Consider the following 26,256-nt stretch of genomic DNA (forward strand, 5'->3'; position numbering starts at 1 on the left):
GCGTCGCTTTTATCGTGTTGCGGTGTCAACAACCATAAATGTCTTTTAATGAACTCACACCCTATTACTCGCGATGATAAGGATGATTATTATTGATGCTCCAGGCGCGATAGAGGCTTTCACCAATTAAGATACGCACAAGTGGATGTGGTAATGTTAGGGCTGACAAACACCAGCTTTGATCTGCTGCGGCCTTGCAGGCTGGGGCAAGTCCTTCTGGCCCACCAATCAATAAACTTACATCTCGTCCATCTAATTGCCACTTTGTCATTTGTTCAGCTAAATCGGGTGTTGTCCAATTTTTACCGGGCAAATCTAAGCTCACAATATGATTGCCTTTTGCAACAGCGGCTAGCATTGCTTCGCCTTCTTTTTGCAAAATTCGAGCGATATCAGCATTCTTGCCCCGTTTACCCGCAGTGATTTCGACTAATTCTAGCGGCATATCCCGGGGGAAACGACGCTGATATTCTTCAAAACCTCGGGTAACCCAGTCGGGCATTTTTGTGCCTACGGCAATCAGTTGTAACTTCATTAGGCGTTATTGTTCGACCACAATTTTTCAAGCTCGTAATATTCACGAGTTTGCTCTTGCATCACATGAACAATCACTTCACCTAGGTCTACTAATACCCATTCGCTGCTGTCACGGCCTTCAACACCAAGTGGTTGCATGCCAGCTTTTTTGGCTTCAACAACAAGATGTTCACCAATAGAGCGAACGTGTGTTTTAGATGTACCAGTACAAATCACCATAGTATCAGTGATAGTTGATTGTTTTTTAACATCTAATACAACGATGTTTTTTGCTTTTAAGTCTTCGATTTTATCGACGACGAAATCTTTCAGTTCGGTGCTTTGCACGCGAATTACCTCACTAGTCAAAATTAACGGAGCATTATACTCAATTTCATCCCACGGAAGCAATTAAGCAAAGGTGTTTATGCTGATCCATATTGCAATCAGGGCGCGACAAACAGCTTTAATCCTATTTAGATTTGTTTTGGTGATTGGTTATTTAACAAAGGTATAACTTATGTTGCTGAATATAGCTAAGCGTAGAAGGCATAATAAGTTCATTGACTGGCTGATTGTTGTGTAGCTTGTGACGTACATCGGTTGAAGAAATATTCTGTAAAGCGATAGCGACTGGAATGACTGCACCATGTGTAGGTGGTGTTTGATGAGATATTAATTGTTGTACATAATCGACATGGTTAATTGATTTGCTATCAAGTACTTGCTGCATTGAATTACAGGTGTCAAGTTGCCAGCCTGGACGTTGGCATAGCACGATATGGCAATGATTAAATAATGTTTGCCATAGATGCCAGCTAGGTAAGTGTAAAAATGAATCCATTCCCATAATAAAATAAAACTGATGCTGCGGATAAGTGTGCTGTAAATTCTGTAGGCTCACGACAGTATATGAAGGGCTATCACGGTTAATTTCAATGTCACAGACCTCAAGATCACTGAATTGCTGGCAAACATCTTCTACCATGGCAAGTCGGTGTTTGCTGCTAACATTAGTGGATTGCTTATGGGGCGGAATATGATTTGGCATCAGCCACACTTTGTCCAAGTGTAATTGCTGTTTCACTTCTAGTGCAGGGCGAATATGGCCTAAATGGATAGGGTCGAAGGTGCCGCCTAAAATACCTATTCGCATGTTTAATCCTAGGTCTAGCTTAATTCTATATGGGCTAAACGATTGTGTGCCCGCGGATCAAAAAGAATACACAAATGGCTCATACCCACCCAATCTTCAATACCATGCTGTTTAAGGTTGAGCTCTAATGTTGATGCCAAACCCAACATATGTTCAATATGGTGAAGCTCTAAACGCGTTAATGCAGCTTGATAAAGGGGTTTTCGTTTATCCCAAATTCGATATTTACCCCACAATTGACTGAGTTGCTCACCCTGTAATTGGGCGAGTTTCAAATTAAGTAATAGGGTTATTTCTTTAAAAATTGCCCACATTAAAATAGGCATGGCTGTACCTTCACCTTGCAGCTGTGCCAACATATGCTGAGCTTGCTTTTGATGATTAATCAAAATAGCGTCGGTAAGCTGGAACACACTGAAGCGTGATTGGTCTTCAAAATAGTCAGTCAGTTGCTCTGGGGTAATGTTGTCATTTGGGCTGACCAGTTGCAAAATTTGCATCGCTTGTTCGGCGGCGAGTAAATTACCTTCAAACAAATTAAACATCATTGCTTTGGCGTCATGATGTATAGTTAATTTATGCTGCTGGATGCGATTGTCTAACCAGCGCTCAAACTGTTTACCTTCAGGGGTGGCACAAGGAATATATAATCCCTGGCTATCTAGTGACTTAAACCACTTGCTGTTAGTTTGTTCAACGCCTGCTTTGGGACCTTGAATGATTAACAGAATATCTGGATTTAGTTGTTGTAATAATATTTGGAACGCATTAGCACCGTCAGTACCAGGCTTACCATTAGGTAAATTAAGTTCGATAATTCTTCTACTGGCAAACAAGCTCATCGATTGCCATTCTTGAATTAACTCACCCCAGTTAAAACCAGTTTCTTGACTAAGCTGTACGCGCTCATCAAAGCCTTGTTTTTTGGCGGCGGCAATAATTTGTCTTTTACTGTCTTCAATCAACCATAAATCATCACCAAATAATAAACACACTTGGGGAAGTTTCTGCAGATGAGTTTTTAGCTGGTCTGGATAAACCCGCATTTATTCACTACCGATTGAAGCAAGTGTTTGAATAATGCTGTCGGCGGCTTGGGCACGCATCTCACGGGTTAATATTTCCATTTCGCGGCTTTTAGCTAACGCGGTACGGGGATCGTCCTGGTAGTCTCGTCGTATTTCAGCTTGGAATTCTGTTGGTTCTTGCTCTGGTAACATCACGGTATAGTTGACCAAGTAAATTAACTCATACTCAGCGACATTGCCCGTAGGGTAGAGGGAGAGGGTTGCACGCTCTAATGAATCACTGACAAGTCTTAGCGTAGGCGTATCTTCTGCAGCTGCTACCAGTGTGACCCGATTAATACGTAGCCTGTCGCCCACTAAGCGGGTTAGTTCGCTATATTGGTCACTACTACTGAGGTGTAATTGTTGTAATTCAACCGGAATCGAGTAACTGCGCTGTAATTTAAAGCCACAACCTGCGGTGGCAATTAGCACAAAAAAGAGTAACGCTAAGCCAATACGTTTTACCAACATAAGTGTTATCGACATCCTTTATATCCATGGCAACCATGGCGGTAATAATGAATGCCCATCTTATGCTGGTTATCATAAGATGGGCAAGTTACTCATTAGTGTTTGGTAGACTTTACCCTACCTGTTATTTGCCAAGGTTAGACTGGCAACAACATACTAGTTAGCAACAATATTAAGCAATTTACCCGGTACATAAATCACTTTACGGACAGTCAGTCCTTCAGAGTGTTTTTGTACATGCTCATCTTCCATCGCGAGTGCTTGAACTTGTTCTTGAGTTGCATCTGCTGCGACAGTGATTTTTGCACGTAACTTACCGTTAATTTGCACAATAATCAGTTTGCTGTCTTCAACAAGGGCTGACTCATCAACTTCTGGCCAGCGGCTATCTTCGATATCGCTGCTATTGCCAAGCTCTTTCCATAGATTAAAACTGATGTGCGGCACGATTGGGTACAATAAACGTGTGACTGCGGATAAAGCTTCAGCCATTAATGCGCGATCTTGAGCGGACTCTTGTGGCGCTTTTAATAGATGATTCATCAATTCCATAACGGCTGCAACAGCGGTATTGAACATTTGACGACGACCAATATCATCACTGACTTTAGCAATGGTTTTATGCAGTTCACGGCGCAGTGCCTTTTGGCTGCCGCTCAGTGCTTTAACATCTAACGCTTCTGTTGTCCCGGCTGCGATATGATCACTGGCCAGTTTCCAAAAACGCTTGATAAAGCGGTGTGCACCTTCTACGCCAGATTCTTGCCATTCGAGGGTCAATTCTGGAGGTGAAGCGAACATCATGAATAAACGGACGGTATCAGCACCGTACTTTTCAACCATGACTTGTGGATCGATACCATTGTTTTTTGACTTCGACATTTTGCTCATGCCGGTGTAAACCAACTCGTTACCGTCTTTGTCGATAGCTTTGATGACGCGACCTTTGTCGTCTTTTTCAAGTTCAGCAACATCAAGCGGCGATACCCATACTCGGGCGCCTTTCTCGTTGTTGTAGTAGTAAGCGTCAGCTAATACCATACCTTGAGTCAGCAATTGCTTAGCTGGCTCGTTCGAGTTAACCAAGCCCATATCGCGCAACAGCTTATGGAAAAAGCGGAAATACAATAGGTGCATACACGCATGCTCAATACCACCAATATATTGATCTACCGGCAGCCAGTAGTTAGCTTTGGCTGGGTCAAGCATTTGATCTGCATGCGGGCTACAGTAGCGAGCATAATACCAAGATGACTCCATAAAGGTGTCAAAGGTATCGGTTTCACGCCAGGCAGTTTGACCATTAATGGTGGTTTCAGCCCAGGCTTTATCTGCTTTAATTGGACTTTGAATACCGTCCATCACCACATCTTCTGGCAGAATAACTGGCAGTTGATCTTCTGGTGTTGGCATAACTGTGCCATCTTCCAAGGTCACCATTGGGATAGGAGCACCCCAGTAACGTTGGCGAGAAACACCCCAGTCACGTAAGCGGAAGTTAACTTGGAGTTTACCTTTGCCTTCAGCGCTTAGCTTGGCGTTAATAGCTTCAAAAGCCGCTTTAAAATCTAAGCCGTCAAGTGCTGGGAAAGACGCGCCAGAATTAAACACGACACCTTTTTCAGTGAAGGCTTCTTTACTGATATCAACGTCGCCATCAACAGGTTTAATAACCGCTTCAATAGCTAAACCAAACTTTTTAGCAAATTCATAATCACGCTGATCATGTGCTGGAACTGACATGACTGCACCAGTGCCGTAGTTCATTAACACAAAGTTAGCGACCCAAATAGGCACAAGTTTGCCACTGATTGGATGCACAGCGTTTAAGCCTGTTGCCACACCTTTTTTCTCCATTGAAGCCATAGCGGCTTCAGTGGTGTCAGCATTTTTACATTCTTCAATGAACTCTGCTAAAGCTGGGTTATTCACAGCGGCTTGAACAGCTAAAGGATGACCTGCAGCAATAGCCACATAAGTCACACCCATTACAGTATCTGGGCGAGTGGTATAAATATCGAAACTTTGCTGGCTATTTTCCACCTGGAAGGTCATTTCAATCCCTTCACTGCGGCCAATCCAGTTACGTTGCATAGCTTTAACTTGCTCAGGCCAACCATCAAGCGTATCGATATCGTTTAATAATTCTTCTGCGTAGTCAGTGATTTTAATAAACCACTGTGGAATTTCTTTTTGCACGACTTCAGTGTCACAGCGCCAACAACAACCGTCTTGTACTTGCTCGTTTGCCAGTACGGTTTCGTCATTTGGACACCAGTTTACTGATGAGGTTTTTTTGTACACTAAACCTTTTTCATACAGCTTAGTGAAAAACCACTGTTCCCAGCGATAGTACTCAGGGGTACATGTGGCAATTTCACGACCCCAGTCATAACCAAAACCTAATAATTTGAGCTGGTTCTTCATGTACTCAATATTTTCATAGGTCCATGGAGCTGGCGAGGTTTTATTATTAATCGCTGCATTTTCCGCAGGCAGGCCGAAAGAATCCCAACCAATAGGCTGCAGAACATTTTTTCCTTGCAAACGTTGGTAACGAGCGACAACATCACCTATGGTGTAGTTACGGACGTGTCCCATGTGAAGGCGACCTGACGGATAAGGGAACATAGAGAGGCAGTAAAACTTCTCTTTAGTCTCATCTTCAGTCACTTCGAAGGTTTTTTGGTCTTGCCAGTGCTTTTGCACTAAGGCTTCAATTTCTAAAGGATTATATTGTTCTTGCATCAATCTATTTTCGGCCATGCCGCCCACTGTTGGATTTGCGCGTATTGTATGATCTAACGCGCATTCGCCTGATGAATAACTACATAGAATAAACTAGAAGTGATGCTTTAAAAAGGTTCGTCTTAAGGAGTATTTAATATGAGTGGAAGAAGTACAGCATTATTGGCCTTATATCAGGCATTAATTGACCAAGTGAAACAGCAGTTTGAGCAGGATAACTCATTGACTGCTAAAAGTTTGTTTAAATCTATTACTAAAGGAAAAAACTATTTACAGCTCAAATCTACAGCCGATGAACAAGAGCTGGCTTTGGTAGAAGAATTTTTAAAGCGTGATATTGCCAGCTTTTTAAAAGAGGAAAATGCCGACGATATTAGTTATAGCCCAACAGCAATTGCATTTGAAAATACCTTATGGCAATGGTTAAGTAGCATAACTGACAGAAGCCAGGTGCAATGGCACGAATTACAGCAAGATTTTAAGCATCATGGTTGCTATAAATCTGGAGAGATTATTAACCAAGGCGTATTGACCTGTGACAACTGCAACCATCAAATGACAATCGACTTTCCTGGCGTGATACCAGATTGTCCTAACTGTGACCACGATACGTTCTCTCGAGAACCCTTGTCGCCTTAAGTGTTGATTTTCTAATGACAGTCGAGTATCGACTGTCGTTTTAAAAATTAACCCTATATTGACAATTACTGGAGCTACTATTACCAATCATTTCATCATATGCGGTTTGGATTTCTATAATGGCGTAACGGATCCCTTGCAGTTTAAGCAGTTCTTCTGCTTCTTTAATTGAATTAAGGCTTAGCCATTTTCCATCTTTACTGCGTGCACTGCGAAAGTTACCACTGCTATCTTTAACACCTAACAGATAATGGTTCGAGTCAGCATAGCTGATGATGGTTGGCTGTAATGGTTGTAGTTCGATAGCATTTTTTATTTCTGAAAGTTGCATTTTTACACCCCATAATGTTTCATAATTGTTAACTATACGCAGGGGCGAGTTTTTAGGTTCATTATTGTGAATAAAAAAACACCATAATATGGATGGGAAAATCTATAGAGTGAGTTTTTGTAATGTTAAGCTGCAATATTTTTGTAAATTTTTAATAGCAATGTTTAACAGCATTCTTCAACACAATCTTCAACAGGAATATTCAATAGCCGTATTGTGTAACGTTATAGCTTTTTAGCAGCCGCTTAATTGTACAGAATATAAAGGGGGAGTATCAGCATTGGCTGCCTGGGTATAGCGGAAGTAACAGTTATCATTAATGACTTGACCATTTTTATCTATGTCATAACCTATATAGGTGTTGGCTATGCCCTGATATTGAATGCTCAAGCGACTATCAAGGCTAATCCATTTCTCAATGTCAGTATTATCCAAATAGCCCCATTTTAAGCGGGTTTCAAAAATACCGTCACCCTCTAAATCGATATCGATTAAATCAGCTCGACCGCTGACAGGCTGAACTTGTAGGCTAGGAAGTTTCGATTTGGCATACACAAGAGTGTTGGCGGTTTTCACCGCTGAGGATAAGCCCGATAGGGTACTGGCTCGGGCATCTGATCCTAAATTAATAAATTTTGGTAATGCGACAACGGCTAAAATAGCTAAAATTAAAATCACCACTACCAACTCAATTAACGTAAAGCCCTGTTTAAGAGATGGGGGCGCTCCTGTCGCGATTCTATTCAGTGACATCTTTGCTGTCTTGATGTGTTAATCCTCGATATCTTAACCACAGTGCGAATAATAACAATAACCAGCAAAGAGTCAGTAATGGTGTTTGTCCAATACGTTTGAACCAAGTTTCACCTTGATAAAGCGCAACGTCATTAATCAATACAGCTGTTTCAAATTGAGGCAGGATGTCGACAATTTTACCGTAAGGGTCAACCACAGCAGTGACGCCATTATTGGTTGCCCTGAGTAAAGGTTTACCCATTTCAATTGCACGCATTTGCGCAATTTCCATATGCTGCAATGGACCATTTGAGGTACCAAACCAAGCATCATTTGACACAGTAAGTATAAAGTCAGTATCGGTTTGAGTATTGGCTCTGACCTGTTCTGGAAAAACAATTTCATAACAAATTGCCGGAGCCACTTTATATCCTGCAGCAGATAAGTTTGGTTGAATAAAATCACCCCGTTGAAAAGAGCTCATTGGCAGATTGAAAAAAGGCGCTAATGGTCTTAATAATTCTGCCAAAGGGACAAACTCCCCTATAGGCAATAAATGATGTTTTCTGAATTCATTATCACCGTTAATTTGATAGTCAGCACTAGGTTGTTGCTTGCTGTGATGATTGCCTAAGACGATTAAAGAGTTATAAAAACTCTGTTCTTCTCGACTAATTATACCGGTAATAATGGCAGTGTTGTTTAAGTTAGCTACTTGGTTAGCATTAACTAAGAAATCTTCAACCATGGCTTCTGGTGCGGGGATTGCGGCTTCAGGCCAAATCACAATATCAACACTCGATTTTTCGTCAAAATGATTGCGAGTTAAATCCATAAATTTGAGCATGGTTGGCCATAATGCATCCGGCTCCCACTTCATGCTTTGGGCGATATTACCCTGTACTAATGCTACCTTGACTGATTTTCCACTTGGGGTTATTGGGTTAATATGTGGCGTGATGATTGCGGCAATAATCACAACAGATAAGACTGTTAGAACAGGTAATACACGTTTTTGTGTTGCTAGCATGACAGCGCCAGCGATTATCGCCAGCACAAAGCTGATTCCAAGTGCCCCAATAATACTGGCTAATTCACTTAATGGCCCATTGGTTTGACTATAGCCAATCCATAGCCATGGAAAACCGGTTAATACCCAGCCGCGAAGCCACTCTGTGAGTATCCATAACGCTGGAAACAAGCCTAAATATTTAAATACCAGCAAACCATAATGGCTAGATGCCGACTGTGGGCGAATAATGGTATTGAGTAAGTAACCCGCTAATGCTGGATAAAGCCCAAGATAGAGCGACAAAATAGCCATTAATGCTAATGAAACTATTAAGGGCAGCCCACCAAACGTGGCCATGCTGACGTGCACCCAGCTGATCCCGACGGCAAAGGTACCAAAACCGAAGCTAAGCCAATAGCGAAAGGCATGTTTGCCGATTAACTGCTGACTTTGCCATAATGCAAAAGCCAGTGCCAACGGCATAAGTGGCCAAACATTATAGGGTGCAAAAGATAAAGAGGTACTTGCACCAGCAGCAAACGCACTGATTAAGGTGATTAAACTTAATTGGCTTTGAGGTAATAATTTTTTAAACACAACTCGCCTTATTGATCGCTTTATTTTAACAATGCAGTTTGGGGTTAAGTGGCATCATGTAGATGCGTATTATGCCATGAGCCATTAGGCTATAAAGCCATTAACTTGCTACGACAGCGGATTTTAAAATGGATAAAATAAAAAAGCAGCTTAATTAACATTAAAGCTGCTTTATTGGTGTTAGATTTTTAATTAATAAAATTAGTTATCGTCGTTAATACTGTCAGAGTCAGGCAGTTTTACCCTTAATTGGATCAAACGGCGAGTGTCAGCATTAGTCACTTTAAATTCAATATTATCAATCATAATGGTTTCGTTTCGCTCTGGTAAGTGACCAAAAGCGTGCGAAACTAATCCGCCAACGGTGTCAAACTCTTCATCGCTGAAGTGGGTACCACAGGCTTCGTTGAAATCATCAATTTCAGTTAATGCTTTAACAATGAATACCGTATTACTGATTTTTTTCACCTCAGTGTCTTCCACTGAACTGTGATCAAATTCATCTTCAATTTCGCCAACAATTTCTTCAAGAATATCTTCAATGGTCACAAGGCCTGATACGCCGCCATATTCATCGACAACGATTGCCATATGGTAGCGCTGTGAGCGGAACTCTTTGAGTAACACATCAACCCGCTTACTTTCAGGTACAACTACCGCAGGGCGGATAACTTGAGATAATGTGAAAGGCACATCTGAATTTTTGAAACCATATTTAAGCAAATCTTTGGCTAACAAGATACCTTCAATATGGTCTTTATCTTCATTTACAACAGGGAAACGAGAGTGAGCAGATGCAATAACGGTTTCAAGAAGCTCATCTACCGTAGAATCAATTTGCAGAGTAACAATTTGTGAGCGTGGGATCATAATGTCTCGCACGCGTAGGTCAGAGACCTCTAACACACCTTTAATCATTTCGCGGGTGTCTTCAGTGATTAAGTCGCGCAGCTCTGCGCCATCTATCACGTCTACTAAGTCTTCGCGATTTTGAGGTTCGCCCTGGAATAATTGGTTAAATTTATCGAACCAACTTTTCTTATAGGCGTTTGTACTCGGGGGGATATCGTCACTCATAATATTTAACTAAATAGATAATTGGGCATCGATGTTATCTTGTGCCTGAAAATCTATTTATTTATGCTTCCTTATAGGGGTCTGTAAAACCTAAATGTTCAAGGAGTTGGGTCTCTAAAGATTCCATTTCCTCAGCTTCTTCATCGATAATATGGTCATAACCTAGTAAATGCAAGCAGCCATGTATCACCATATGAGCCCAGTGGGCTTCTAGGGATTTATCTTGCTGTTGTGCTTCTTTTTCTACCACATCTACACAGATGATTAAATCACCCAATAGTGGCAAATCAATTTCAGCAGGCGCTTCAAATGGAAAAGACAATACGTTAGTTGGTTTGTCTTTGCCACGGTATGTATGATTTAAATGCTGACTTTCGCTCACTTCCACAAGACGGATGGTCAGCTCTACTGCAGGCATTGTTTGACCCACAGCGATGCGTACCCATGATTCAAACTGCGCTTGAGTGGGCAAATTGTTTGCTTCAACCGCAATTTGCAGATCTAAATCTAAATTGATCTTGCTCATTTCGTCATGCTCACACTTTCTTGGGCTGCAAGTTGCCGTTTTTGTTCCCGCTCTTGGTAAGCTTTTTCTCTAGCCGCTTTCTCAAGCTGCTCTTTTTGCTCGAATGCTTCATAGGCTTCAACTATGCTGGCAACAATCGGATGACGAACAACATCTTGAGCCATAAAAAAGTTAAAGCTGATTTCAGGCACTTCACTTAATACTTCTATTGCATGACGTAGGCCAGACTTTTGACCTCGGGGTAAATCTGATTGAGTGATATCGCCAGTGATCACCGCACGAGAATTAAAACCAATACGGGTTAAGAACATTTTCATTTGCTCTACCGTAGTATTTTGGCTTTCATCCAAAATAATAAAGGCATCGTTTAATGTGCGACCACGCATGTAGGCTAAGGGTGCAACTTCAATTACGCTACGCTCAATCAGTTTTTCTACTTTCTCAAAGCCCATCATTTCAAATAATGCATCGTAAAGTGGGCGCAGATAAGGGTCGACTTTTTGACTTAAGTCACCGGGTAAAAAACCCAGTTTTTCACCAGCTTCAACCGCGGGGCGGGTGAGTAAAATACGGCGCACTTCTTGACGCTCATAAGCATCCACAGCTGCAGCTACTGCTAAATATGTTTTACCTGTACCGGCTGGTCCAACACCAAAGCTAATATCATGGCGAGTAATGTTATGCATATACACGCTTTGATTTGGGGTACGAGGCTTGATGACACCGCGTTTAGTTTTGATACTAATACCAGAATCATTCAGGCCATCATCGGCCTCTAGTGCGACTGCTTCTTGGATAGCCAAGTGCACCCTGTCAGGCTCTAAGTCAGGGGTACTACCTTTTACGGTTTGAGTTTCAATATAGAGTTGCTTGAGAATATTATTAGCGTTAAAGGCATTACGCGGTAGACCAACAATAGTGAAGTGATTATTTTTATGAATAATCTCAACACCCAAACGGCGCTCTAACTGTTTAATATTATCGTCAAATGGGCCGCATAATGAAGTTAAACGGCGTGTATCTGAGGGTTCCAGATACAAATTCATGGTAGTCACTTTAGTCGACAAATAAGGCTCCGTTAATTGCTGTGCTGATCATTTAAAAACAGTGTACGTAGGTACTGGAATTAATTCTAGCGTCCTGCATAAATAGAAACAAAAAATAAAAGGTGGACCAGCCACCTTTTATTTTATCTTGATACGCTTAAACCTGACTTAAGGTTTAAATTGGGTCACACCTATTTCATCATCTAGCTTATGCTTAGCTAAAATTTCAGCAGGGCGTAGGTTTCTGCGTAAGTCCATTTCAGCTTCACCGCGAACAAATTTACCGCGTAAAGAGTTAGTGTAAACATCAACAATCTCGACATCGACAAAACCACCAATGCTTGAATGTGGCGCTTCAAAGTTAACCACACGATTGTTTTCAGTACGACCACGTAATTCCATTGGGTTTTTAACTGACGGGCCTTCGACTAATACCCGTTGCACTGTGCCTAACATTTGACGGCTATAGCGCATGGCTTGCTGGGTGATACGGTCTTGTAAAATAGCGAGACGCTGTTTTTTCTCTTCATCTGATACGTTGTCTGGCAAATCTGCAGCAGGTGTACCTGGACGAGCACTATAAATAAAACTAAAGCTGTGATCGAAACTCACATCTTCAATTAACTTCATCGTGTCTTCGAAGTCTTGTTCTGTCTCACCAGGGAAGCCAATAATAAAGTCTGAGCTGATATGAATATCAGGGCGGGCTTTACGTAAGCGACGAATAATAGACTTATATTCGATTGCCATGTGGCCGCGCTTCATTTGAGTTAAGATGCGATCAGATCCTGATTGCACCGGTAAATGAAGAAAGCTAACTAATTCAGGCGTATCTTGATAAACATCAATAATATCTTGGGTGAACTCAATAGGATGGCTTGTCGTAAAACGAATACGATCAATACCATCAATACTGGCGACTAAGCGCAGTAACTCAGCAAAGGTACAAATTTGGTCGTCATGGGTTGCACCACGAAACGCGTTAACGTTTTGGCCTAAAAGGTTAACTTCACGTACGCCTTGTTCAGCTAATTGCGCAATTTCTAGAATGACATCATCGACAGGACGACTGACTTCTTCGCCACGGGTGTATGGCACCACGCAGAATGAACAATACTTGCTACATCCTTCCATAATTGACACGAAAGCCGTTGGACCATCAGCGCGAGGCTCGGGTAAACGGTCAAATTTTTCAATTTCAGGAAAACTGATATCGATAACCGCTTTCTCACCACGTTGAATTTGATCAATCATGTCGGGAAGGCGATGTAAGGTTTGTGGGCCAAAAATAATATCCACGCATTGAGCGCGATCTTTAATGGCTTTACCTTCTTGGGAAGCCACGCAGCCGCCCACGCCGATAATTAAATTCGGGTTTTTATCTTTCAAGGTTTTCCATCTGCCTAATTGATGGAAAACCTTCTCCTGCGCTTTTTCGCGAATAGAACAAGTATTAAGCAGTAATATATCTGCTTCACTTGGATCTTCCGTCAAGGTATAGCCTTGATATTCGTCTAATAAATCGGCCATCTTAGATGAGTCATACTCATTCATTTGACAGCCCCAGGTTTTAATATGAAGTTTTTTACTCATCACTGCTCGCCGGTAACCTATAGTAAAAATAGCGCGATATTTTACCTGTTGTCGGGCCTTGTGGCTAGCCTTTGTGCAAGTTTCGTTAATATTACCCAGGCAGAGACAATACCCTTGTTTTAGGTAATGACTTAATCGCATCTTAATATGCTCGCCTTTTAGAGGTTGTTTACGGTTTAAGCACGCCAAAAACTGCTACATCGTTTGACTGGTGACTTGCTTCCAAGACTATTTTTTTGTTCAAGTTTTCGATTAACGCTCGTCAGTATTTCCGTGCTTTATTGATATAGGGCATAATTGAACCGATTTTGATAACTTAACCTAATACTTGTTAATCATTGAGTTTGTGTAGACTGTTATACCTACTAAGTGATGTTTATTTACCCAAGGAAGTCGCATGTCGCAGAATCAATCCACATCAGAGCCTTTTAGTACAGCTGAGCATTCAGGCAATCAATCACACACTCGCCATTTTGATGTTGTTATTAATGGCGGCGGCATGGTGGGAGCTGCTGTTGCTGTTGGGCTTGGGCAGCTTGGATTATCGGTTGCTGTGATTGAGGCTCGGGCTCCACAAGCCTTTGATCTCAGCCAGCCTTTAGATGTGCGAGTATCGGCTATAAGTGTTGCATCAGCGCAGTTGCTGTCGCGCCTAGGGGTTATGGAGAATTTACTGACGTTACGCCATGTACCTTATACTGGGCTTGAAACATGGGAAATGGAAGGCTGTGTCACCCAGTTTAGTGCTGAACAAGTGGCTGAGCCATTGTTAGGTTACTTCTTTGAAAATAGGTTGATTCAACTGGGTTTGTGGCAACAGATTGAAACTTTAACCAATGTTGAGCTTTTTTGCCCCGCTAAAGTGGTTAAATTTGAACGCATAAAGCCATTGGATAAGGGGGAGTCGTTAGATGTTGCCCAAGATGCGATAACGATTGAACTTGATAATGGCAGTATATTGTCAACTCATCTTTTAGTCGGTGCTGATGGGGCTAACTCGCAAGTAAGGCAATGGGCAGGTATAGGCCTTACCGGTTGGGATTACTCACAATCGGCTATGCTGATTAATATTGAAACTCAAGCCCCGCAGCAGTTTGTTACATGGCAACAGTTTACGCCCCAAGGTCCCCGAAGCCTACTGCCTTTGCCGGGCAATAATGCGTCATTAGTCTGGTACGACTCGCCAGCACGCATAAAACAATTAATGCAGCTTAATGATGCCCAGCTAGCTGAACAGATCAAAGAAAATTTTCCGTCGCGTCTAGATCCTCACTTTACTGTAAAGGCTAAAGGTAGTTTTCCGTTAACACGTCGTCATGCCCAACGATACTATGAGCCTAACTTAGTGATACTGGGCGATGCTGCTCATACCATTAATCCCTTAGCGGGGCAGGGTGTCAATATCGGATTTAAAGACGTCGACATATTAATCACACAGGTAGCCAGTGCTATTGGTAGTGGTGACGTGTGGTGGCATGACTGCGTGTTAAAACGTTATCAACAAGCCCGATATGTCGATAACCAATTGATGATGACCGCGATGGATGCCTTTTATGCAGGATTTAGTAATGATATTTTACCTCTGAAAATCCTGCGAAATGGCATGTTGAAACTGGCTAACATCGACGGGCCTATTAAGCAAAAAGTGCTCAAATATGCACTTGGCCTGTAACTGAAAAATCTTAAGCTAAAATGGCTTTCGTTAATCGGTGTTTGTTGGTAGCCAAATTGAGTGTTAAAATGCCGCGTTTTAAAGCTGCAGTGCAATATGTGCTGTGGGTAATTCAAACAATATTTAGGTTGTCATGAGCCACATTAAACTGATTGTAGGGTTAGCTAACCCTGGTGCTGAGTATGCGCAAACCCGCCACAACGCTGGTGCTTGGTATGTCGAAGAGCTTGCACGCATTTTTAATGTGCCACTGGTCCCAGAGAGTAAATATTTTGGATTATCAGCTAGAGTGACCATTAACCACCGTGATGTGCGTTTATTAATTCCAACGACTTTTATGAATCTAAGTGGTAAATCAGTTGCTGCTTTAGCGAATTTTTTTCGTATTTTGCCAGAAGAGATTTTAGTTGCCCACGATGAGCTAGACATGCCACCCGGTGTTGCTAAATTTAAATTAGGCGGCGGACACGGTGGTCATAATGGTTTAAAGGACATTATTTCAAGTCTGGCTAACGATAAAGGTTTTCATCGTTTACGGATAGGTATCGGCCATCCTGGTGATAAAAATAAAGTCAGCGGCTATGTATTGGGCAAAGCCCCTGCAACCGAACAAGAATTGATTGTTGCGGCTATTGATGAAGCCGTACGCGCGACAGATATTTTATACAAAGAAGATATGGTGAAAGCCATGAACAGACTACATTCGTTTAAAGCTGAATAGCTTGGCGATACTATTTCGAACGTCATTATCATTAAGATAATTCTACATATAAAGGTATGCATATGGGTTTTAAATGCGGCATAGTTGGTTTGCCAAACGTTGGTAAATCAACGCTGTTTAATGCGTTAACACAAGCGGGTATTGAAGCGGCAAATTTTCCGTTTTGTACTATTGAGCCAAACACGGGCGTGGTACCGGTACCAGACGCACGTCTTGACGCGTTAGCTGCTATTGTCAAACCTCAACGTATTTTGCCTACTTCTATGGAGTTCGTCGATATCGCTGGCCTGGTTGCTGGTGCATCGAAAGGTGAAGGTTTAGGTAACAAGTTTTTAGCTAACATTCGTGAAACCGATGCAATCGGTCACGTAGTACGTTGTTTTGAAGATCCGAACATTGTCCACGTAGCGAACAAAATTGACCCAGCTGGTGATATTGAAGTGATTAATACTGAGTTAGCTTTAGCAGACTTAGACGCATGTGAACGTGCTATTTTTCGTCAAGCCAAACGTGCTAAAGGCGGCGATGGTGATGCAAAATTTGAAGTAGCAGTACTTGAAAAAATGCGTCCAGTGTTAAACGAAGGCCAAATGTTGCGTTCGTTGGCATTAACTAAAGAAGAGTTAGCAGCCGTTGCTTACCTTAACTTCTTAACCATTAAACCAACAATGTATATCGCTAACGTTGCTGACGATGGTTTTGAAAATAACCCGCATTTAGATGTCGTCCGTGCTATTGCAGCAACAGAGAATGCTATTGTTGTACCAGTATGTGCCGCTATTGAATCTGAATTAGCCGAAATGGAAGCTGATGACCGCGCAGAGTTTATGGCTGACCTTGGTTTAGAAGAGTCAGGTTTGGATCGCGTAATTCGTGCTGGTTACGAATTATTGAATCTACAAACCTACTTTACTGCGGGTGTAAAAGAAGTTCGTGCCTGGACAGTGCCAGTTGGGGCTACTGCACCACAAGCTGCTGGTGTCATTCACACCGATTTTGAACGTGGTTTTATTCGTGCACAGGTTATGGCATATGATGACTTTATCACTTACAAAGGTGAAGCGGGCGCTAAAGATGCCGGTAAATTACGCGTAGAAGGTAAAACATACGTGGTTAAAGACGGCGATGTAATGCATTTCTTATTTAACGTGTAATATTGACTGTTTTAGGGTTAACGGTTGCATTTTTTAACATGGAGTTGGTAGGATTAATTGTCATAAAAGGATAATTATTATCAATCTAGGTAAAAATATCCGTTTACCTAAAATAGTAAGCCTGTATTAGTTTAGGTTGAAATCTGGGCGTGTGATGTAAATGACAGCATTTTAGGTCGCTAATTCGTTGGAAGAACATTCAGTTTGGTGAAGTAATAGCCGAATAAACAAGAATGATGAAATAAGCGAAAAAAAGCAGTTGACCTCGATACCTTGAATAAGCATAATACGCCCCGTTCCTCAGTAAGAGGGCGATGAAAAATGTAGTGGCAATATAGCTCAGCTGGTTAGAGCACAGCATTCATAATGCTGGGGTCGCAGGTTCAAGTCCCGCTATTGCTACCATCTTCACTTAAAGTGAGTTCAAGATGTAAAACAAGAACAGTTGTGCGGGAATGGTGAAATTGGTAGACACGCCAGATTTAGGTTCTGGTGCCGCAAGGTGTGAGAGTTCAAGTCTCTCTTCCCGTACCATTTATTAGAGAAGCTGGCTTGTGCGGGTTTTTCAAAAGTGTTTCAGTTGGGGTATCGCCAAGTGGTAAGGCACCGGGTTTTGATCTCGGCATCCCCAGGTTCGAATCCTGGTACCCCAGCCATTTTATTGTAAGCGTAATGTTTTTAGTTTGACCATAGTCTTAAACAGATTATTGGGGTATCGCCAAGTGGTAAGGCACCGGGTTTTGATCTCGGCATCCCCAGGTTCGAATCCTGGTACCCCAGCCATTTTTAGTAATAAAAATGTGGCAATGTAGCTCAGCTGGTTAGAGCACAGCATTCATAATGCTGGGGTCGCAGGTTCAAGTCCCGCCATTGCTACCATATTTTTTATGGAATGGTTAGCTAGATCAGTAAGTTAATTTCAAAAGTTTATTCTAATATGAATTAGGGTATACTCGTAAAAAGTTTGATGCGGGAATGGTGAAATTGGTAGACACGCCAGATTTAGGTTCTGGTGCCGCAAGGTGTGAGAGTTCAAGTCTCTCTTCCCGTACCATCAAATTGTCTAAAGTAATTCATTCGTTATAAAAATATTGGGGTATCGCCAAGTGGTAAGGCACCGGGTTTTGATCTCGGCATCCCCAGGTTCGAATCCTGGTACCCCAGCCATATATAAAAACCTGTCTTTATGACAGGTTTTTGCGTTTTTGGAACATCATAATAGTAGACCATGTTTGAAGTGCATATCAGCTGAACTGGCATTGATATGAGACCCCTTACATTAGTGTTCATTACCTTCCTAGCAATTCAAATAGCATTAATATAACACTGTCTAGATAAGCTAAATTGTTATTGCTATCATGCAGTATTACTTTTCGGGACATTCAGGATATTGATGAATATTGAAATAAAAGATATCACCATTCAAGAGGTCAGTTGCTCAAACTGCCAAGCTTGTTGTTGCCGATTAGAAGTGATGATCATTTCAGACACTGGTGTGCCAAAAAAACATATCGCTTTCGATAAGTGGGGTGGCGAAACCATGTTGCGCTTAAACGATGGCTGGTGCTCAGCATTAGATAGAGAAACTATGATGTGCACGATTTATGAAAATCGTCCCTGGATTTGCCGTGAATTTGAGATGGGTTCATATGAGTGTGTCACTCAAAGGGCCGAGGTAAGTTAGTCTTCACTTATCAGCCAGTATCGAGATAAAAAAATGCCGCTAATATAATGTTAGCGGCATTGTCGTTTTTAATGGGGATTAATTTAAGCCACGGCGTTTAAGCAGTGCATCTGTAGTCGGTGCTTGTCCTCTGAAGGATTGGTAGGCTTCCATTGGTGGGACGCTATTACCTACCTCGCGAATAGTTTTACGATACTTCATGCCTATTTCACGGTTTAGACCACCTTGAGTTTGTACATAAGCAAAGGCGTCAGCGGCTAAGATTTCACTCCACATATAAGCATAGTAACTAGCAGAATAGCCTCCAGGGAATGAATGCGCAAAGAAGCTTGATTTATAACGTGGTGGTACCGCAGCAATATCAACACCATGCTTTTTGAGTGCGGCGGCTTCAAAGGTAACAACATCTTGCAGTGGCGCATCAGCAGGTAATGAATGCCATTCTAAATCCACTAGTGCTGCGGCCATGTATTCCAATGTGTCGAATCCCTGGTTAAAGCTACGTGCGTTAAGTAATTTTTGCAGTAGGGCTTCTGGGATCACCTCGCCGGTTTGATAATGCTTTGCATAGTTGGCTAACACTTCAGGATGTGCAGCCCAGTCTTCTTCAAATGTTGATGGGAACTCAACAAAATCTCGAGATACTGAAGTGCCTGCTAAGCTTGGGTATTTCACCTTTGAGAACATTCCATGGGTGCCATGACCCATTTCATGGAACATTGTCGTTACTTCATCGTAGCTTACAAATGTTGGCTCACCGTCAGGGGCTTTTCTAATGTTCATCACATTAACGACCACAGGCTTGGTATCAAGCAAAGTCGATTGGCCGACGAATGAGCTCATCCATGCTCCACCACTTTTACCTTCTCGGGTAAAATAGTCTGCATAAAAGATGGCGATTGAACTACCATCGACATCAAACATTTCATAAGCTTTGACATCTTCATGATATACAGGCAAGTCTGGACGTGGCTTCAAGGTCACACCATAAAGTTTTTCAAGGGTGAAAAACACCCCATCTTGTAACACACGTTCAAATTCAAAATACGGTTTAATTGATGCTGAATCTAAATCAAATTTTTCCTTGCGCACCTTTTCTGCGTAAAACTCCCAATCCCATGGTGCCAGGATAAAGTCACCACCGGTTTTGTTGATCATAGCTTGAATATCGGCAGCTTCTTTTTCAGTATTAGCGATAACGGCAGGTACCATAGAGCCAAACATGCTGTATACCGCTTCAGGTGTTTCTGCCATTTGAGACGATAATTGATAATCTGCCCAACTTTTAAAACCTAATAACGCTGCTCGCTCGGCACGAAGTTGTGCTAAACGTGAAACTAACGATGCGGTTTCATTTTCGCCGCTTAGCCCACGATTAGCTGATGCTAACCAGATACGCTCACGTAGTTCACGGTTTTCAAGTTTGGCTAGAACAGGCTGGCGCGTAGTGTTAGTGATGTTGACTAAGTATTTGCCCGTATGACCTTGTGCCTCTGCGTCCATTTGGGCTGCTCGAATACTGCTGTCCGATAACCCAGCTAACTCATCAACAGAATCAACTATTACCGCACTTTGTTTGGTTAGTGTCAGTAAGCGTTGGCTAAACTCATTCATTAAGTTTGATTGCTCTTCGTTTAATAAACGGATTTTTGCTTTTTGTTGGTCGGTTAACTTGGCGCCAGCAAGCACAAAACGCTGATGATACACCTCAATTAAGCGCACCTCTTCGGCGGTTAAGTTGAGTGCATTACGTTGCAGGTAAAGGCTATCAATGCGTGAAAAAAGAGCACTATTCAGGTGAATGTTATCTGAGTGCGCAGCCATAACAGGCGCCATTTCGGCTTTAATTTCAAGTAAGGTTGGATTGCTATTGGAGCCGGTTAGATTGTAGAATATTTGCGAAGTGCGAGTCAGTAATTCGCCACTGGTTTCTAATGCGACAATAGTATTGCTAAAGCTTGGTGCTTCACTATTGTTCGCGATATTAAGAACCTGCTGATAATGTTCTTTAATGCCTTGCTCTAAGGCAGGCTGAAAATGTGCATCTTTGATAATGCTAAAGTCGGGTGCTTGATATTGTAGAGCACTTGGGGTTAACAATGGGTTTTGCATTTGTACATTTTTAGCGGAAGATGCTTGAGTTGTTGATGAATCATGAGTGATTGAACAAGCTGTTGCCATCAAAGATGCTGCTATTGATACTGCCAGTAATGCCTTGCGCATATAAGTAAACCTTCAATAAATGATACCTATTATTTTTGTGCTGACAAGGTAACAAGTCTATCTTAAAAGCATCTTAATCTGACTGGATTAGCTATAGTTGCATTTTTACCGCATAAAAAATGCCGTTTGTAATAATACAAACGGCATTAATAAAACGGTATCAGTATATGTTTACTGAATGACGTGCTTAGTGACGGAACATCGCTGAGATCGACTCTTCGTTGCTTACACGACGAATTGCTTCAGCGAGCACTGCTGACATTGTTAACTGAGTGACTTTAGCAACCTTAAGCATTTCAGCACTTAAAGGTACTGTGTCAGTTACAATCACTTCATCAATCACTGAGTTAGCAATATTTTCTGCTGCATTGCCTGAAAATACAGGATGCGTAGCATAAGCAAACACGCGGTTAGCGCCGTGTTCTTTCAATGCTTCAGCTGCTTTACATAGGGTGCCACCTGTGTCGATCATGTCATCAACAATAATACAATCACGGCCTTGAACATCACCTATGATATGCATAACTTGTGCAACGTTGGCTTGTGGGCGGCGTTTATCAATAATGGCTAAATCTGAATCATCCAGTAATTTAGCAACTGCACGGGCGCGAACTACACCACCAATATCAGGAGAAACAACCACTGGATTATCTAATTTTTTCGCTAACATATCTTCAAGTAACACTGGGCTACCAAATACGTTATCTACAGGCACGTCGAAGAAACCTTGTATTTGTTCAGCGTGTAAGTCGCAGGTTAATACGCGGTCTACACCAACACTTGATAAAAAGTCTGCAACTACCTTAGCGGTAATAGGGACACGAGCACTGCGAACACGACGGTCTTGACGCGCATAACCAAAGTAAGGGATTACAGCGGTGATACGGCCTGCAGAAGCACGACGTAGTGCATCAACCATCACGATTAACTCCATCAGGTTATCGTTGGTTGGCGCACAGGTAGATTGGATGATAAACACATCCGCACCACGTACGTTTTCGTTAATTTGAACACTGATTTCACCGTCGCTGAAACGGCCTACAACTGCGTCGCCAAGTTTACAAAATAAACGGTCTGCAATCTTGATGGCTAGATTTGGGGTAGCGTTACCAGCAAAGAGCTTAATGTCGGGCACTTTATGAACCTCAGGTGTTTGCATTAAAATTAGTGGCTAAATCAATTTTACGTGTTAGCACTCAAAATTGACTCAGAAGAATATTGTTCGAACTCATCTAAGCGCACTAGTAGCGGCGAAGTATTAAGCCCTTTTGCAACAAAACCTTTCATATTAGCAGGAAGTTGCGCTAAGACATCAAGAGCTTGTTGCGAACGCTCGAATTCCCCAAACACACATGCGCCTGTTCCGGTCATTCTCGACGGCGCATATTCTACCAGCCAGCTTAAGGCATTGGCAACTTCGGGGTGTTGTTTGGTTACCAGATTTTGACAATCATTGCTCCATTCATTGGACATTAATGTGTCCAGTTGTAGCTTGGGTGTACTACGGGGCAAGTCAGGGTGTTGAAATACACTGCGGGTACAAACGTGGACATCAGGAGCGATAACGAGATACCAATATTCAGTAGGATATACCGGCTGAAGTTGTTCACCCACACCCTCAGCGAATGCCGCTAAGCCATTAATAAATACAGGAACATCAGCCCCTAGCGCTAATCCAATCTCAGCTAATTTACTCACTGAAAGGTTCGTTTTCCACAGGGCATTTAACGCCACTAACGTTGTGGCTGCATCAGATGAACCTCCACCTAAACCGCCGCCCATGGGCAGTAATTTATCTAACCAAATATGCGCGCCGCCATGATAATTTGTGTATTTTTTTAAAGACTTTGCAGCCTTAAGAATTAAGTTATCGCTGTCGGGGACAGAATCCGAGATATTCGAATGAAGATAGAGCTCAGGCGTTTCTGTAACTTGGAAGTCGAGGTAATCGCAATGATCTATAAATTGAAATAGGGTTTGCAGCTCATGGTAACCGTCTTCACGTTGGCCAGTAACATGTAAAAATAAATTTAACTTGGCAGGAGCTGGCCAGCTTTTAGAGGTTGAGTGATTAGGCTTCAATTTATTATCCTATTATTAAGTGGCGTTTATTTTGGCGTCAATGCCTGCCATAAATTGGTCTGAATTTTTATTTGTACGTCCTTACGGACAATTTTTAGCTGCTTAGGCACCAAAACACCGCTTTGTTGCTGCCAGCTAACAAAACTGACTTGCCAGTCGGCTTCATCATCAGGACTGTTAAATTGGAGCACCTGACCAGAAGAATTATAGCTGATAACGTTATCTTTGCTGCCAATTTGTCCTGTAAGCCATAAAGGTATATCAGCAAATGGAATCGTTATCCCACTTACGCCTTCTAACAATGCTTGGGGGTTATTGTCGTGGTAGGTTTTTCCGTCGACCTCTAATGTTGCAAGACCCTGATCATTTTTCAGGGTGAGCACATTGGTGCCCAGCGGAGTGGTTAGGCGTAACTCATTTCCATTAAGGTGATGAAACCAATATAAATTAGTACTAAACTTATCTGTTGATGACTTAAAAGCAATTTTGCCCTGTAGCTCCCAATTATCGGCGTCTTTGACATGGGTGACTTCAATTGGCTGATACTCTTGTGTTGGCAATGAGGTACAAGCACTCAAAAATAGTATCGATGCGGTAATAACCAAAAAGTGAGCTTTAAAAAAACGTTGCAAAAGTAACTCGTGTACTAAGAAGTGATTCCTCTATAATACTGGGCATTGGCATTGTTGTAAAAATGCTTTTGTGATTAAGGTTTGTTAATCGGTTATTTGAAAGAAAAATTAGACATATATTCGGTTTTGTTAACCCTACAGTGTTTTTAATTAGCCTGATTCAGTAGAATAGCCTAATTAACGATACCGAGAAAAACTTAGAACGAGTCAGATGAGCCTAGTAGCAATCGGGATAAACCATAAAACCGCCACAGTAGATCTACGTGAAAAAGTCGCTTTTTCACCAGATAAAATACATGATGCGATGAAAAGTTTGGCAAGTCGCACCACCACAGGCGAAGCTGTGATTGTGTCTACCTGTAATCGAACAGAACTTTATTGTAATAATGGCAGTGAAGCGGACATTATAGAATGGCTGCAGGATTATCATGGTTTAAAGCATGAAGACTTAATGCCATGCATTTATGTATATCGCGATCAAGTCGCAGTGAAGCATTTAATGCGGGTTTCCTCAGGGCTTGATTCATTGGTATTGGGTGAACCACAAATTCTTGGCCAGGTAAAACAAGCCTTTGTAAAAGCTAAAGAGGCTGGTACAACAGCGATAACCATCGACCGTTTATTTCAAAATACCTTTTCAGTTGCTAAAAAAGTGCGCACCGAAACTGAAATCGGCGCCGCAGCGGTATCAGTCGCTTTTGCTGCTGTGAGCATGGCTAAACACATTTTCTCAAGCTTGAGCCGTACTAAAGTCTTGCTTATTGGTGCCGGTGAAACGATTGAACTGGTTGCCAAACATTTAAAAGATAATAATGTAGAATCAATTATTGTCGCCAATCGCACTATTGAACGTGCACAAGCCATGTGCGAAGAGTTCAACGCGACTGCAATTACCTTGCAGCAAATACCTGATTACCTTGCTAAGGCTGATATCGTGATATCATCCACGGCTAGCCCTTTACCCATTTTGGGTAAAGGTATGGTTGAAAAAGCACTCAAGCAACGTCGTCATCAACCTATGTTGCTCGTCGATATTGCAGTGCCCAGAGATATTGAAGCGGAAGTCGGTGAGTTAGACGACGCTTTCCTTTATACTGTGGACGATTTACATAGTATCATTGAACAGAACATGGCTTCCCGTATGGAAGCAGCCGAACAAGCTGAATTAATAACTGAAGAACAATCTCATATTTTTATGGAATGGGTACGTTCTTTAGAGTCTGTTGACAGTATTCGTGAGTATCGCAGCCAAAGTGTGGCAATTAAAGATGAACTGGTCGAACGTGCCTTGAAAAAATTGGCTCAAGGTGGCGATGGCGAGCAAGTGTTATTGGAATTAGCAAATAGACTAACCAATCGCCTCATTCATGCCCCCACACAAGCATTAACGGTCGCAAGCCGTCAGGGCGATTTGAATACGTTAGGACAATTAAGAATAGCGCTCGGACTCGATAAAAATTAAGGTTAGCGAGCTAAATGAAACAATCCGTTATCCGCAAGCTTGAAGGCTTGCTTGAGCGAAATGAAGAAGTATTGGCATTATTATCAGATCCTGGTGTAATTTCCAATCAAGAGCGTTTTCGCGCATTGTCAAAAGAATATTCTCAACTTGAAGATGTCGTCAAAGGGTTTAAAGAGTTTCAACAAGCGCAGGACAATCTAGCGTCAGCGAAAGAAATGCTTGAAGAAGACGACGCAGAAATGCGTGAAATGGCACAAGAAGAAATGAAAGCGGCTAAAAATGAATTAGCCCGTTTAGAAGACGAACTTCAAATTCTATTACTGCCTAAAGACCCGAATGATGATACCAATGCATTTATGGAAATTCGTGCGGGTGCAGGCGGTGATGAAGCGGCTATTTTTGCGGGTGATTTGTACCGTATGTACAGCCGTTTTGCAGAAGCAAACCGCTGGCAGATGGAAATCATGAACGTCAATGAAGGCGAACATGGTGGCTTTAAAGAAATTATTGTTAAAGTCAGTGGTGAAAGTGTTTACGGCAAATTGAAATATGAATCGGGCGGACACCGTGTACAGCGTGTTCCTGAAACAGAATCTCAAGGTCGTGTTCACACCTCAGCTTGTACTGTAGTAGTTATGCATGAAGTGCCCGAAGCAGAAGCGATTTCAATTAACCCTGCCGACTTAAAAGTGGATACTTTCCGCGCATCTGGTGCAGGTGGTCAGCACGTTAACAAAACCGATTCAGCTATCCGAATTACCCATATTCCCAGCGGAATTATTGTGGAATGTCAGGATCAACGCTCACAGCATAAAAACCGTGCCCAAGCGATGAGTGTACTGGCTGCCCGTATTCAAGCTGTTGAAGATGAAAAACGTCGTAGCGAAGAAGAAACAACTCGCCGTAGTCTTGTGGCAAGTGGTGATCGTTCAGAACGTATTCGTACCTATAATTACCCACAAGGGCGAGTTAGTGATCATCGTATCAACCTGACTCTTTATCGTTTAGGTGAAATAATGGAAGGTGATCTCAATGCATTACTTGATCCTATTATGCTAGAACACCAAGCGGATTTACTTGCGGCCTTATCAGGCGATTAAGGAGCAACC

At 42.1% G+C, this 26,256-nt stretch carries 24 protein-coding genes and 7 tRNA genes; 14 read left to right on the forward strand and 17 right to left on the reverse strand.

The features are described from left to right. Positions 1-64: 64 nt before the first annotated feature. From rlmH to leuS, 6 genes are all read right to left on the reverse strand, one after another. Positions 65-535 (reverse strand): 23S rRNA (pseudouridine(1915)-N(3))-methyltransferase RlmH, encoded by a 471-nt coding sequence (rlmH, locus tag ACRWQL_RS14405; RefSeq protein ID WP_226413719.1) that lies wholly within the window; start codon positions 533-535, stop codon positions 65-67. Beyond that, a complete protein-coding gene (gene rsfS / locus ACRWQL_RS14410) occupies positions 535-864 on the reverse strand; it encodes a ribosome silencing factor (protein ID WP_226413721.1) in 330 nt (109 codons plus the stop codon). Before rsfS ends, rlmH begins: the two co-directional genes overlap by 1 nt. A 154-nt stretch (positions 865-1,018) precedes the next feature. After that, positions 1,019-1,672 (reverse strand): nicotinate-nucleotide adenylyltransferase, encoded by a 654-nt coding sequence (gene nadD / locus ACRWQL_RS14415; protein ID WP_434950694.1) that lies wholly within the window; start codon positions 1,670-1,672, stop codon positions 1,019-1,021. A gap of 14 nt (positions 1,673-1,686) precedes the next feature. Beyond that, positions 1,687-2,718, reverse strand: a complete 1,032-nt coding sequence (gene holA / locus ACRWQL_RS14420) for a DNA polymerase III subunit delta (protein ID WP_434950696.1) — start codon at positions 2,716-2,718, stop codon at positions 1,687-1,689. Next, entirely contained in the window at positions 2,719-3,213 is a 495-nt protein-coding gene (lptE, locus tag ACRWQL_RS14425; RefSeq protein ID WP_434940682.1) for an LPS assembly lipoprotein LptE, read from the reverse strand. A 156-nt stretch (positions 3,214-3,369) separates the two neighbouring features. Continuing rightward, positions 3,370-5,961, reverse strand: coding sequence for a leucine--tRNA ligase (leuS, locus tag ACRWQL_RS14430; RefSeq protein ID WP_434953393.1), 2,592 nt, complete (start codon positions 5,959-5,961; stop codon positions 3,370-3,372). 138 nt (positions 5,962-6,099) lie between these two features. Between leuS and ACRWQL_RS14435 the strand changes: the two genes are divergently transcribed. Beyond that, positions 6,100-6,600: a zinc ribbon-containing protein gene (locus ACRWQL_RS14435; RefSeq protein WP_434950698.1), complete on the forward strand. Its 501-nt coding sequence runs from the start codon at positions 6,100-6,102 to the stop codon at positions 6,598-6,600. A 40-nt stretch (positions 6,601-6,640) separates the two neighbouring features. Here the strand turns inward: ACRWQL_RS14435 and ACRWQL_RS14440 are convergent, their stop codons facing one another. From ACRWQL_RS14440 to miaB, 7 genes are all read right to left on the reverse strand, one after another. Beyond that, complete coding sequence (locus ACRWQL_RS14440) at positions 6,641-6,931, reverse strand: DUF6482 family protein (RefSeq protein WP_434950700.1); 291 nt, start codon at positions 6,929-6,931, stop codon at positions 6,641-6,643. Positions 6,932-7,165: 234 nt separating this feature from the next. Next, positions 7,166-7,684: a type II secretion system protein gene (locus ACRWQL_RS14445; RefSeq protein WP_434931313.1), complete on the reverse strand. Its 519-nt coding sequence runs from the start codon at positions 7,682-7,684 to the stop codon at positions 7,166-7,168. Further along, positions 7,671-9,275, reverse strand: coding sequence for an apolipoprotein N-acyltransferase (gene lnt, locus ACRWQL_RS14450; protein WP_434950702.1), 1,605 nt, complete (start codon positions 9,273-9,275; stop codon positions 7,671-7,673). Before lnt ends, ACRWQL_RS14445 begins: the two co-directional genes overlap by 14 nt. 201 nt (positions 9,276-9,476) lie before the next feature. Further along, positions 9,477-10,352: a CNNM family magnesium/cobalt transport protein CorC gene (corC, locus tag ACRWQL_RS14455; RefSeq protein ID WP_434931315.1), complete on the reverse strand. Its 876-nt coding sequence runs from the start codon at positions 10,350-10,352 to the stop codon at positions 9,477-9,479. 61 nt (positions 10,353-10,413) lie between these two features. After that, positions 10,414-10,878, reverse strand: a complete 465-nt coding sequence (gene ybeY / locus ACRWQL_RS14460) for an rRNA maturation RNase YbeY (RefSeq protein ID WP_434926966.1) — start codon at positions 10,876-10,878, stop codon at positions 10,414-10,416. Next, the gene (locus ACRWQL_RS14465; RefSeq protein ID WP_434950704.1) at positions 10,875-11,945 is read right to left on the reverse strand and encodes a PhoH family protein; all 1,071 of its coding nucleotides are present in this window, start codon (positions 11,943-11,945) and stop codon (positions 10,875-10,877) included. Before ACRWQL_RS14465 ends, ybeY begins: the two co-directional genes overlap by 4 nt. 147 nt (positions 11,946-12,092) lie before the next feature. Continuing rightward, a complete protein-coding gene (gene miaB, locus ACRWQL_RS14470; RefSeq protein WP_434926964.1) occupies positions 12,093-13,517 on the reverse strand; it encodes a tRNA (N6-isopentenyl adenosine(37)-C2)-methylthiotransferase MiaB in 1,425 nt (474 codons plus the stop codon). Positions 13,518-13,914: 397 nt separating this feature from the next. Between miaB and ACRWQL_RS14475 the strand changes: the two genes are divergently transcribed. The 11 genes from ACRWQL_RS14475 to ACRWQL_RS14525 all read left to right on the forward strand — a co-directional run bounded on the left by ACRWQL_RS14475 (position 13,915) and on the right by ACRWQL_RS14525 (position 18,748). Further along, a complete protein-coding gene (locus ACRWQL_RS14475) occupies positions 13,915-15,189 on the forward strand; it encodes an FAD-dependent monooxygenase (protein WP_434950706.1) in 1,275 nt (424 codons plus the stop codon). A gap of 133 nt (positions 15,190-15,322) precedes the next feature. Beyond that, positions 15,323-15,910, forward strand: coding sequence for an aminoacyl-tRNA hydrolase (gene pth / locus ACRWQL_RS14480; RefSeq protein ID WP_434926962.1), 588 nt, complete (start codon positions 15,323-15,325; stop codon positions 15,908-15,910). 62 nt (positions 15,911-15,972) lie between these two features. Further along, complete coding sequence (gene ychF, locus ACRWQL_RS14485) at positions 15,973-17,064, forward strand: redox-regulated ATPase YchF (protein WP_434926961.1); 1,092 nt, start codon at positions 15,973-15,975, stop codon at positions 17,062-17,064. 328 nt (positions 17,065-17,392) lie between these two features. Then, positions 17,393-17,469, forward strand: a tRNA-Met gene (locus ACRWQL_RS14490). Positions 17,470-17,513: 44 nt separating this feature from the next. Beyond that, a tRNA-Leu gene (locus ACRWQL_RS14495) sits at positions 17,514-17,598 on the forward strand. A gap of 47 nt (positions 17,599-17,645) precedes the next feature. Beyond that, positions 17,646-17,720, forward strand: a tRNA-Gln gene (locus ACRWQL_RS14500). 52 nt (positions 17,721-17,772) lie between these two features. Next, positions 17,773-17,847: transfer RNA gene (locus tag ACRWQL_RS14505), tRNA-Gln, on the forward strand. A 19-nt stretch (positions 17,848-17,866) separates the two neighbouring features. Further along, positions 17,867-17,943 (forward strand) — tRNA-Met (locus ACRWQL_RS14510). 90 nt (positions 17,944-18,033) lie between these two features. Then, a tRNA-Leu gene (locus ACRWQL_RS14515) sits at positions 18,034-18,118 on the forward strand. Positions 18,119-18,156: 38 nt separating this feature from the next. Beyond that, a tRNA-Gln gene (locus ACRWQL_RS14520) sits at positions 18,157-18,231 on the forward strand. A gap of 226 nt (positions 18,232-18,457) precedes the next feature. After that, entirely contained in the window at positions 18,458-18,748 is a 291-nt protein-coding gene (locus ACRWQL_RS14525; protein ID WP_226413751.1) for a YkgJ family cysteine cluster protein, read from the forward strand. Between the two features lie 78 nt (positions 18,749-18,826). On the opposite strand, the gene ACRWQL_RS14530 is transcribed toward ACRWQL_RS14525, so the two are convergent. The 4 genes from ACRWQL_RS14530 to lolB form a co-directional block, all read right to left on the reverse strand. Then, a complete protein-coding gene (locus ACRWQL_RS14530; RefSeq protein WP_434950708.1) occupies positions 18,827-20,971 on the reverse strand; it encodes a M3 family metallopeptidase in 2,145 nt (714 codons plus the stop codon). A 187-nt stretch (positions 20,972-21,158) separates the two neighbouring features. Next, a complete protein-coding gene (locus ACRWQL_RS14535) occupies positions 21,159-22,106 on the reverse strand; it encodes a ribose-phosphate pyrophosphokinase (protein ID WP_226415846.1) in 948 nt (315 codons plus the stop codon). A gap of 47 nt (positions 22,107-22,153) precedes the next feature. Continuing rightward, complete coding sequence (gene ispE, locus ACRWQL_RS14540; RefSeq protein ID WP_434950710.1) at positions 22,154-23,053, reverse strand: 4-(cytidine 5'-diphospho)-2-C-methyl-D-erythritol kinase; 900 nt, start codon at positions 23,051-23,053, stop codon at positions 22,154-22,156. A 26-nt stretch (positions 23,054-23,079) separates the two neighbouring features. Beyond that, positions 23,080-23,685, reverse strand: a complete 606-nt coding sequence (gene lolB / locus ACRWQL_RS14545) for a lipoprotein insertase outer membrane protein LolB (RefSeq protein WP_434926958.1) — start codon at positions 23,683-23,685, stop codon at positions 23,080-23,082. Between the two features lie 211 nt (positions 23,686-23,896). On the opposite strand from lolB, the gene hemA reads away from it, so the two are divergent. Further along, positions 23,897-25,147 (forward strand): glutamyl-tRNA reductase, encoded by a 1,251-nt coding sequence (hemA, locus tag ACRWQL_RS14550; RefSeq protein WP_434950712.1) that lies wholly within the window; start codon positions 23,897-23,899, stop codon positions 25,145-25,147. A 14-nt stretch (positions 25,148-25,161) separates the two neighbouring features. Next, entirely contained in the window at positions 25,162-26,247 is a 1,086-nt protein-coding gene (prfA, locus tag ACRWQL_RS14555) for a peptide chain release factor 1 (RefSeq protein WP_434926957.1), read from the forward strand. Positions 26,248-26,256: the final 9 nt, after the last annotated feature.

It is taken from the genome of Shewanella sp. HL-SH4 (genome assembly GCF_051164845.1).
In the GTDB taxonomy this organism is placed as follows: Bacteria; Pseudomonadota; Gammaproteobacteria; order Enterobacterales; family Shewanellaceae; genus Shewanella; species Shewanella glacialimarina.

Coding starts and splice junctions, on each gene's coding strand:
- rlmH (WP_226413719.1), bottom strand. CDS start 535: ATGAAGTTACAACTGATTGCCGTAGGCACAAAAATGCCCGACTGGGTT.
- ACRWQL_RS14530 (WP_434950708.1), bottom strand. CDS start 20,971: ATGCGCAAGGCATTACTGGCAGTATCAATAGCAGCATCTTTGATGGCA.
- ACRWQL_RS14445 (WP_434931313.1), bottom strand. CDS start 7,684: ATGTCACTGAATAGAATCGCGACAGGAGCGCCCCCATCTCTTAAACAG.
- leuS (WP_434953393.1), bottom strand. CDS start 5,961: ATGCAAGAACAATATAATCCTTTAGAAATTGAAGCCTTAGTGCAAAAG.
- pth (WP_434926962.1), top strand. CDS start 15,323: ATGAGCCACATTAAACTGATTGTAGGGTTAGCTAACCCTGGTGCTGAG.
- corC (WP_434931315.1), bottom strand. CDS start 10,352: ATGAGTGACGATATCCCCCCGAGTACAAACGCCTATAAGAAAAGTTGG.
- miaB (WP_434926964.1), bottom strand. CDS start 13,517: ATGAGTAAAAAACTTCATATTAAAACCTGGGGCTGTCAAATGAATGAG.
- ychF (WP_434926961.1), top strand. CDS start 15,973: ATGGGTTTTAAATGCGGCATAGTTGGTTTGCCAAACGTTGGTAAATCA.
- hemA (WP_434950712.1), top strand. CDS start 23,897: ATGAGCCTAGTAGCAATCGGGATAAACCATAAAACCGCCACAGTAGAT.
- holA (WP_434950696.1), bottom strand. CDS start 2,718: ATGCGGGTTTATCCAGACCAGCTAAAAACTCATCTGCAGAAACTTCCC.
- ACRWQL_RS14435 (WP_434950698.1), top strand. CDS start 6,100: ATGAGTGGAAGAAGTACAGCATTATTGGCCTTATATCAGGCATTAATT.
- ACRWQL_RS14525 (WP_226413751.1), top strand. CDS start 18,458: ATGAATATTGAAATAAAAGATATCACCATTCAAGAGGTCAGTTGCTCA.
- lptE (WP_434940682.1), bottom strand. CDS start 3,213: ATGTTGGTAAAACGTATTGGCTTAGCGTTACTCTTTTTTGTGCTAATT.
- nadD (WP_434950694.1), bottom strand. CDS start 1,672: ATGCGAATAGGTATTTTAGGCGGCACCTTCGACCCTATCCATTTAGGC.
- ACRWQL_RS14440 (WP_434950700.1), bottom strand. CDS start 6,931: ATGCAACTTTCAGAAATAAAAAATGCTATCGAACTACAACCATTACAG.
- ybeY (WP_434926966.1), bottom strand. CDS start 10,878: ATGAGCAAGATCAATTTAGATTTAGATCTGCAAATTGCGGTTGAAGCA.
- prfA (WP_434926957.1), top strand. CDS start 25,162: ATGAAACAATCCGTTATCCGCAAGCTTGAAGGCTTGCTTGAGCGAAAT.
- ACRWQL_RS14475 (WP_434950706.1), top strand. CDS start 13,915: ATGTCGCAGAATCAATCCACATCAGAGCCTTTTAGTACAGCTGAGCAT.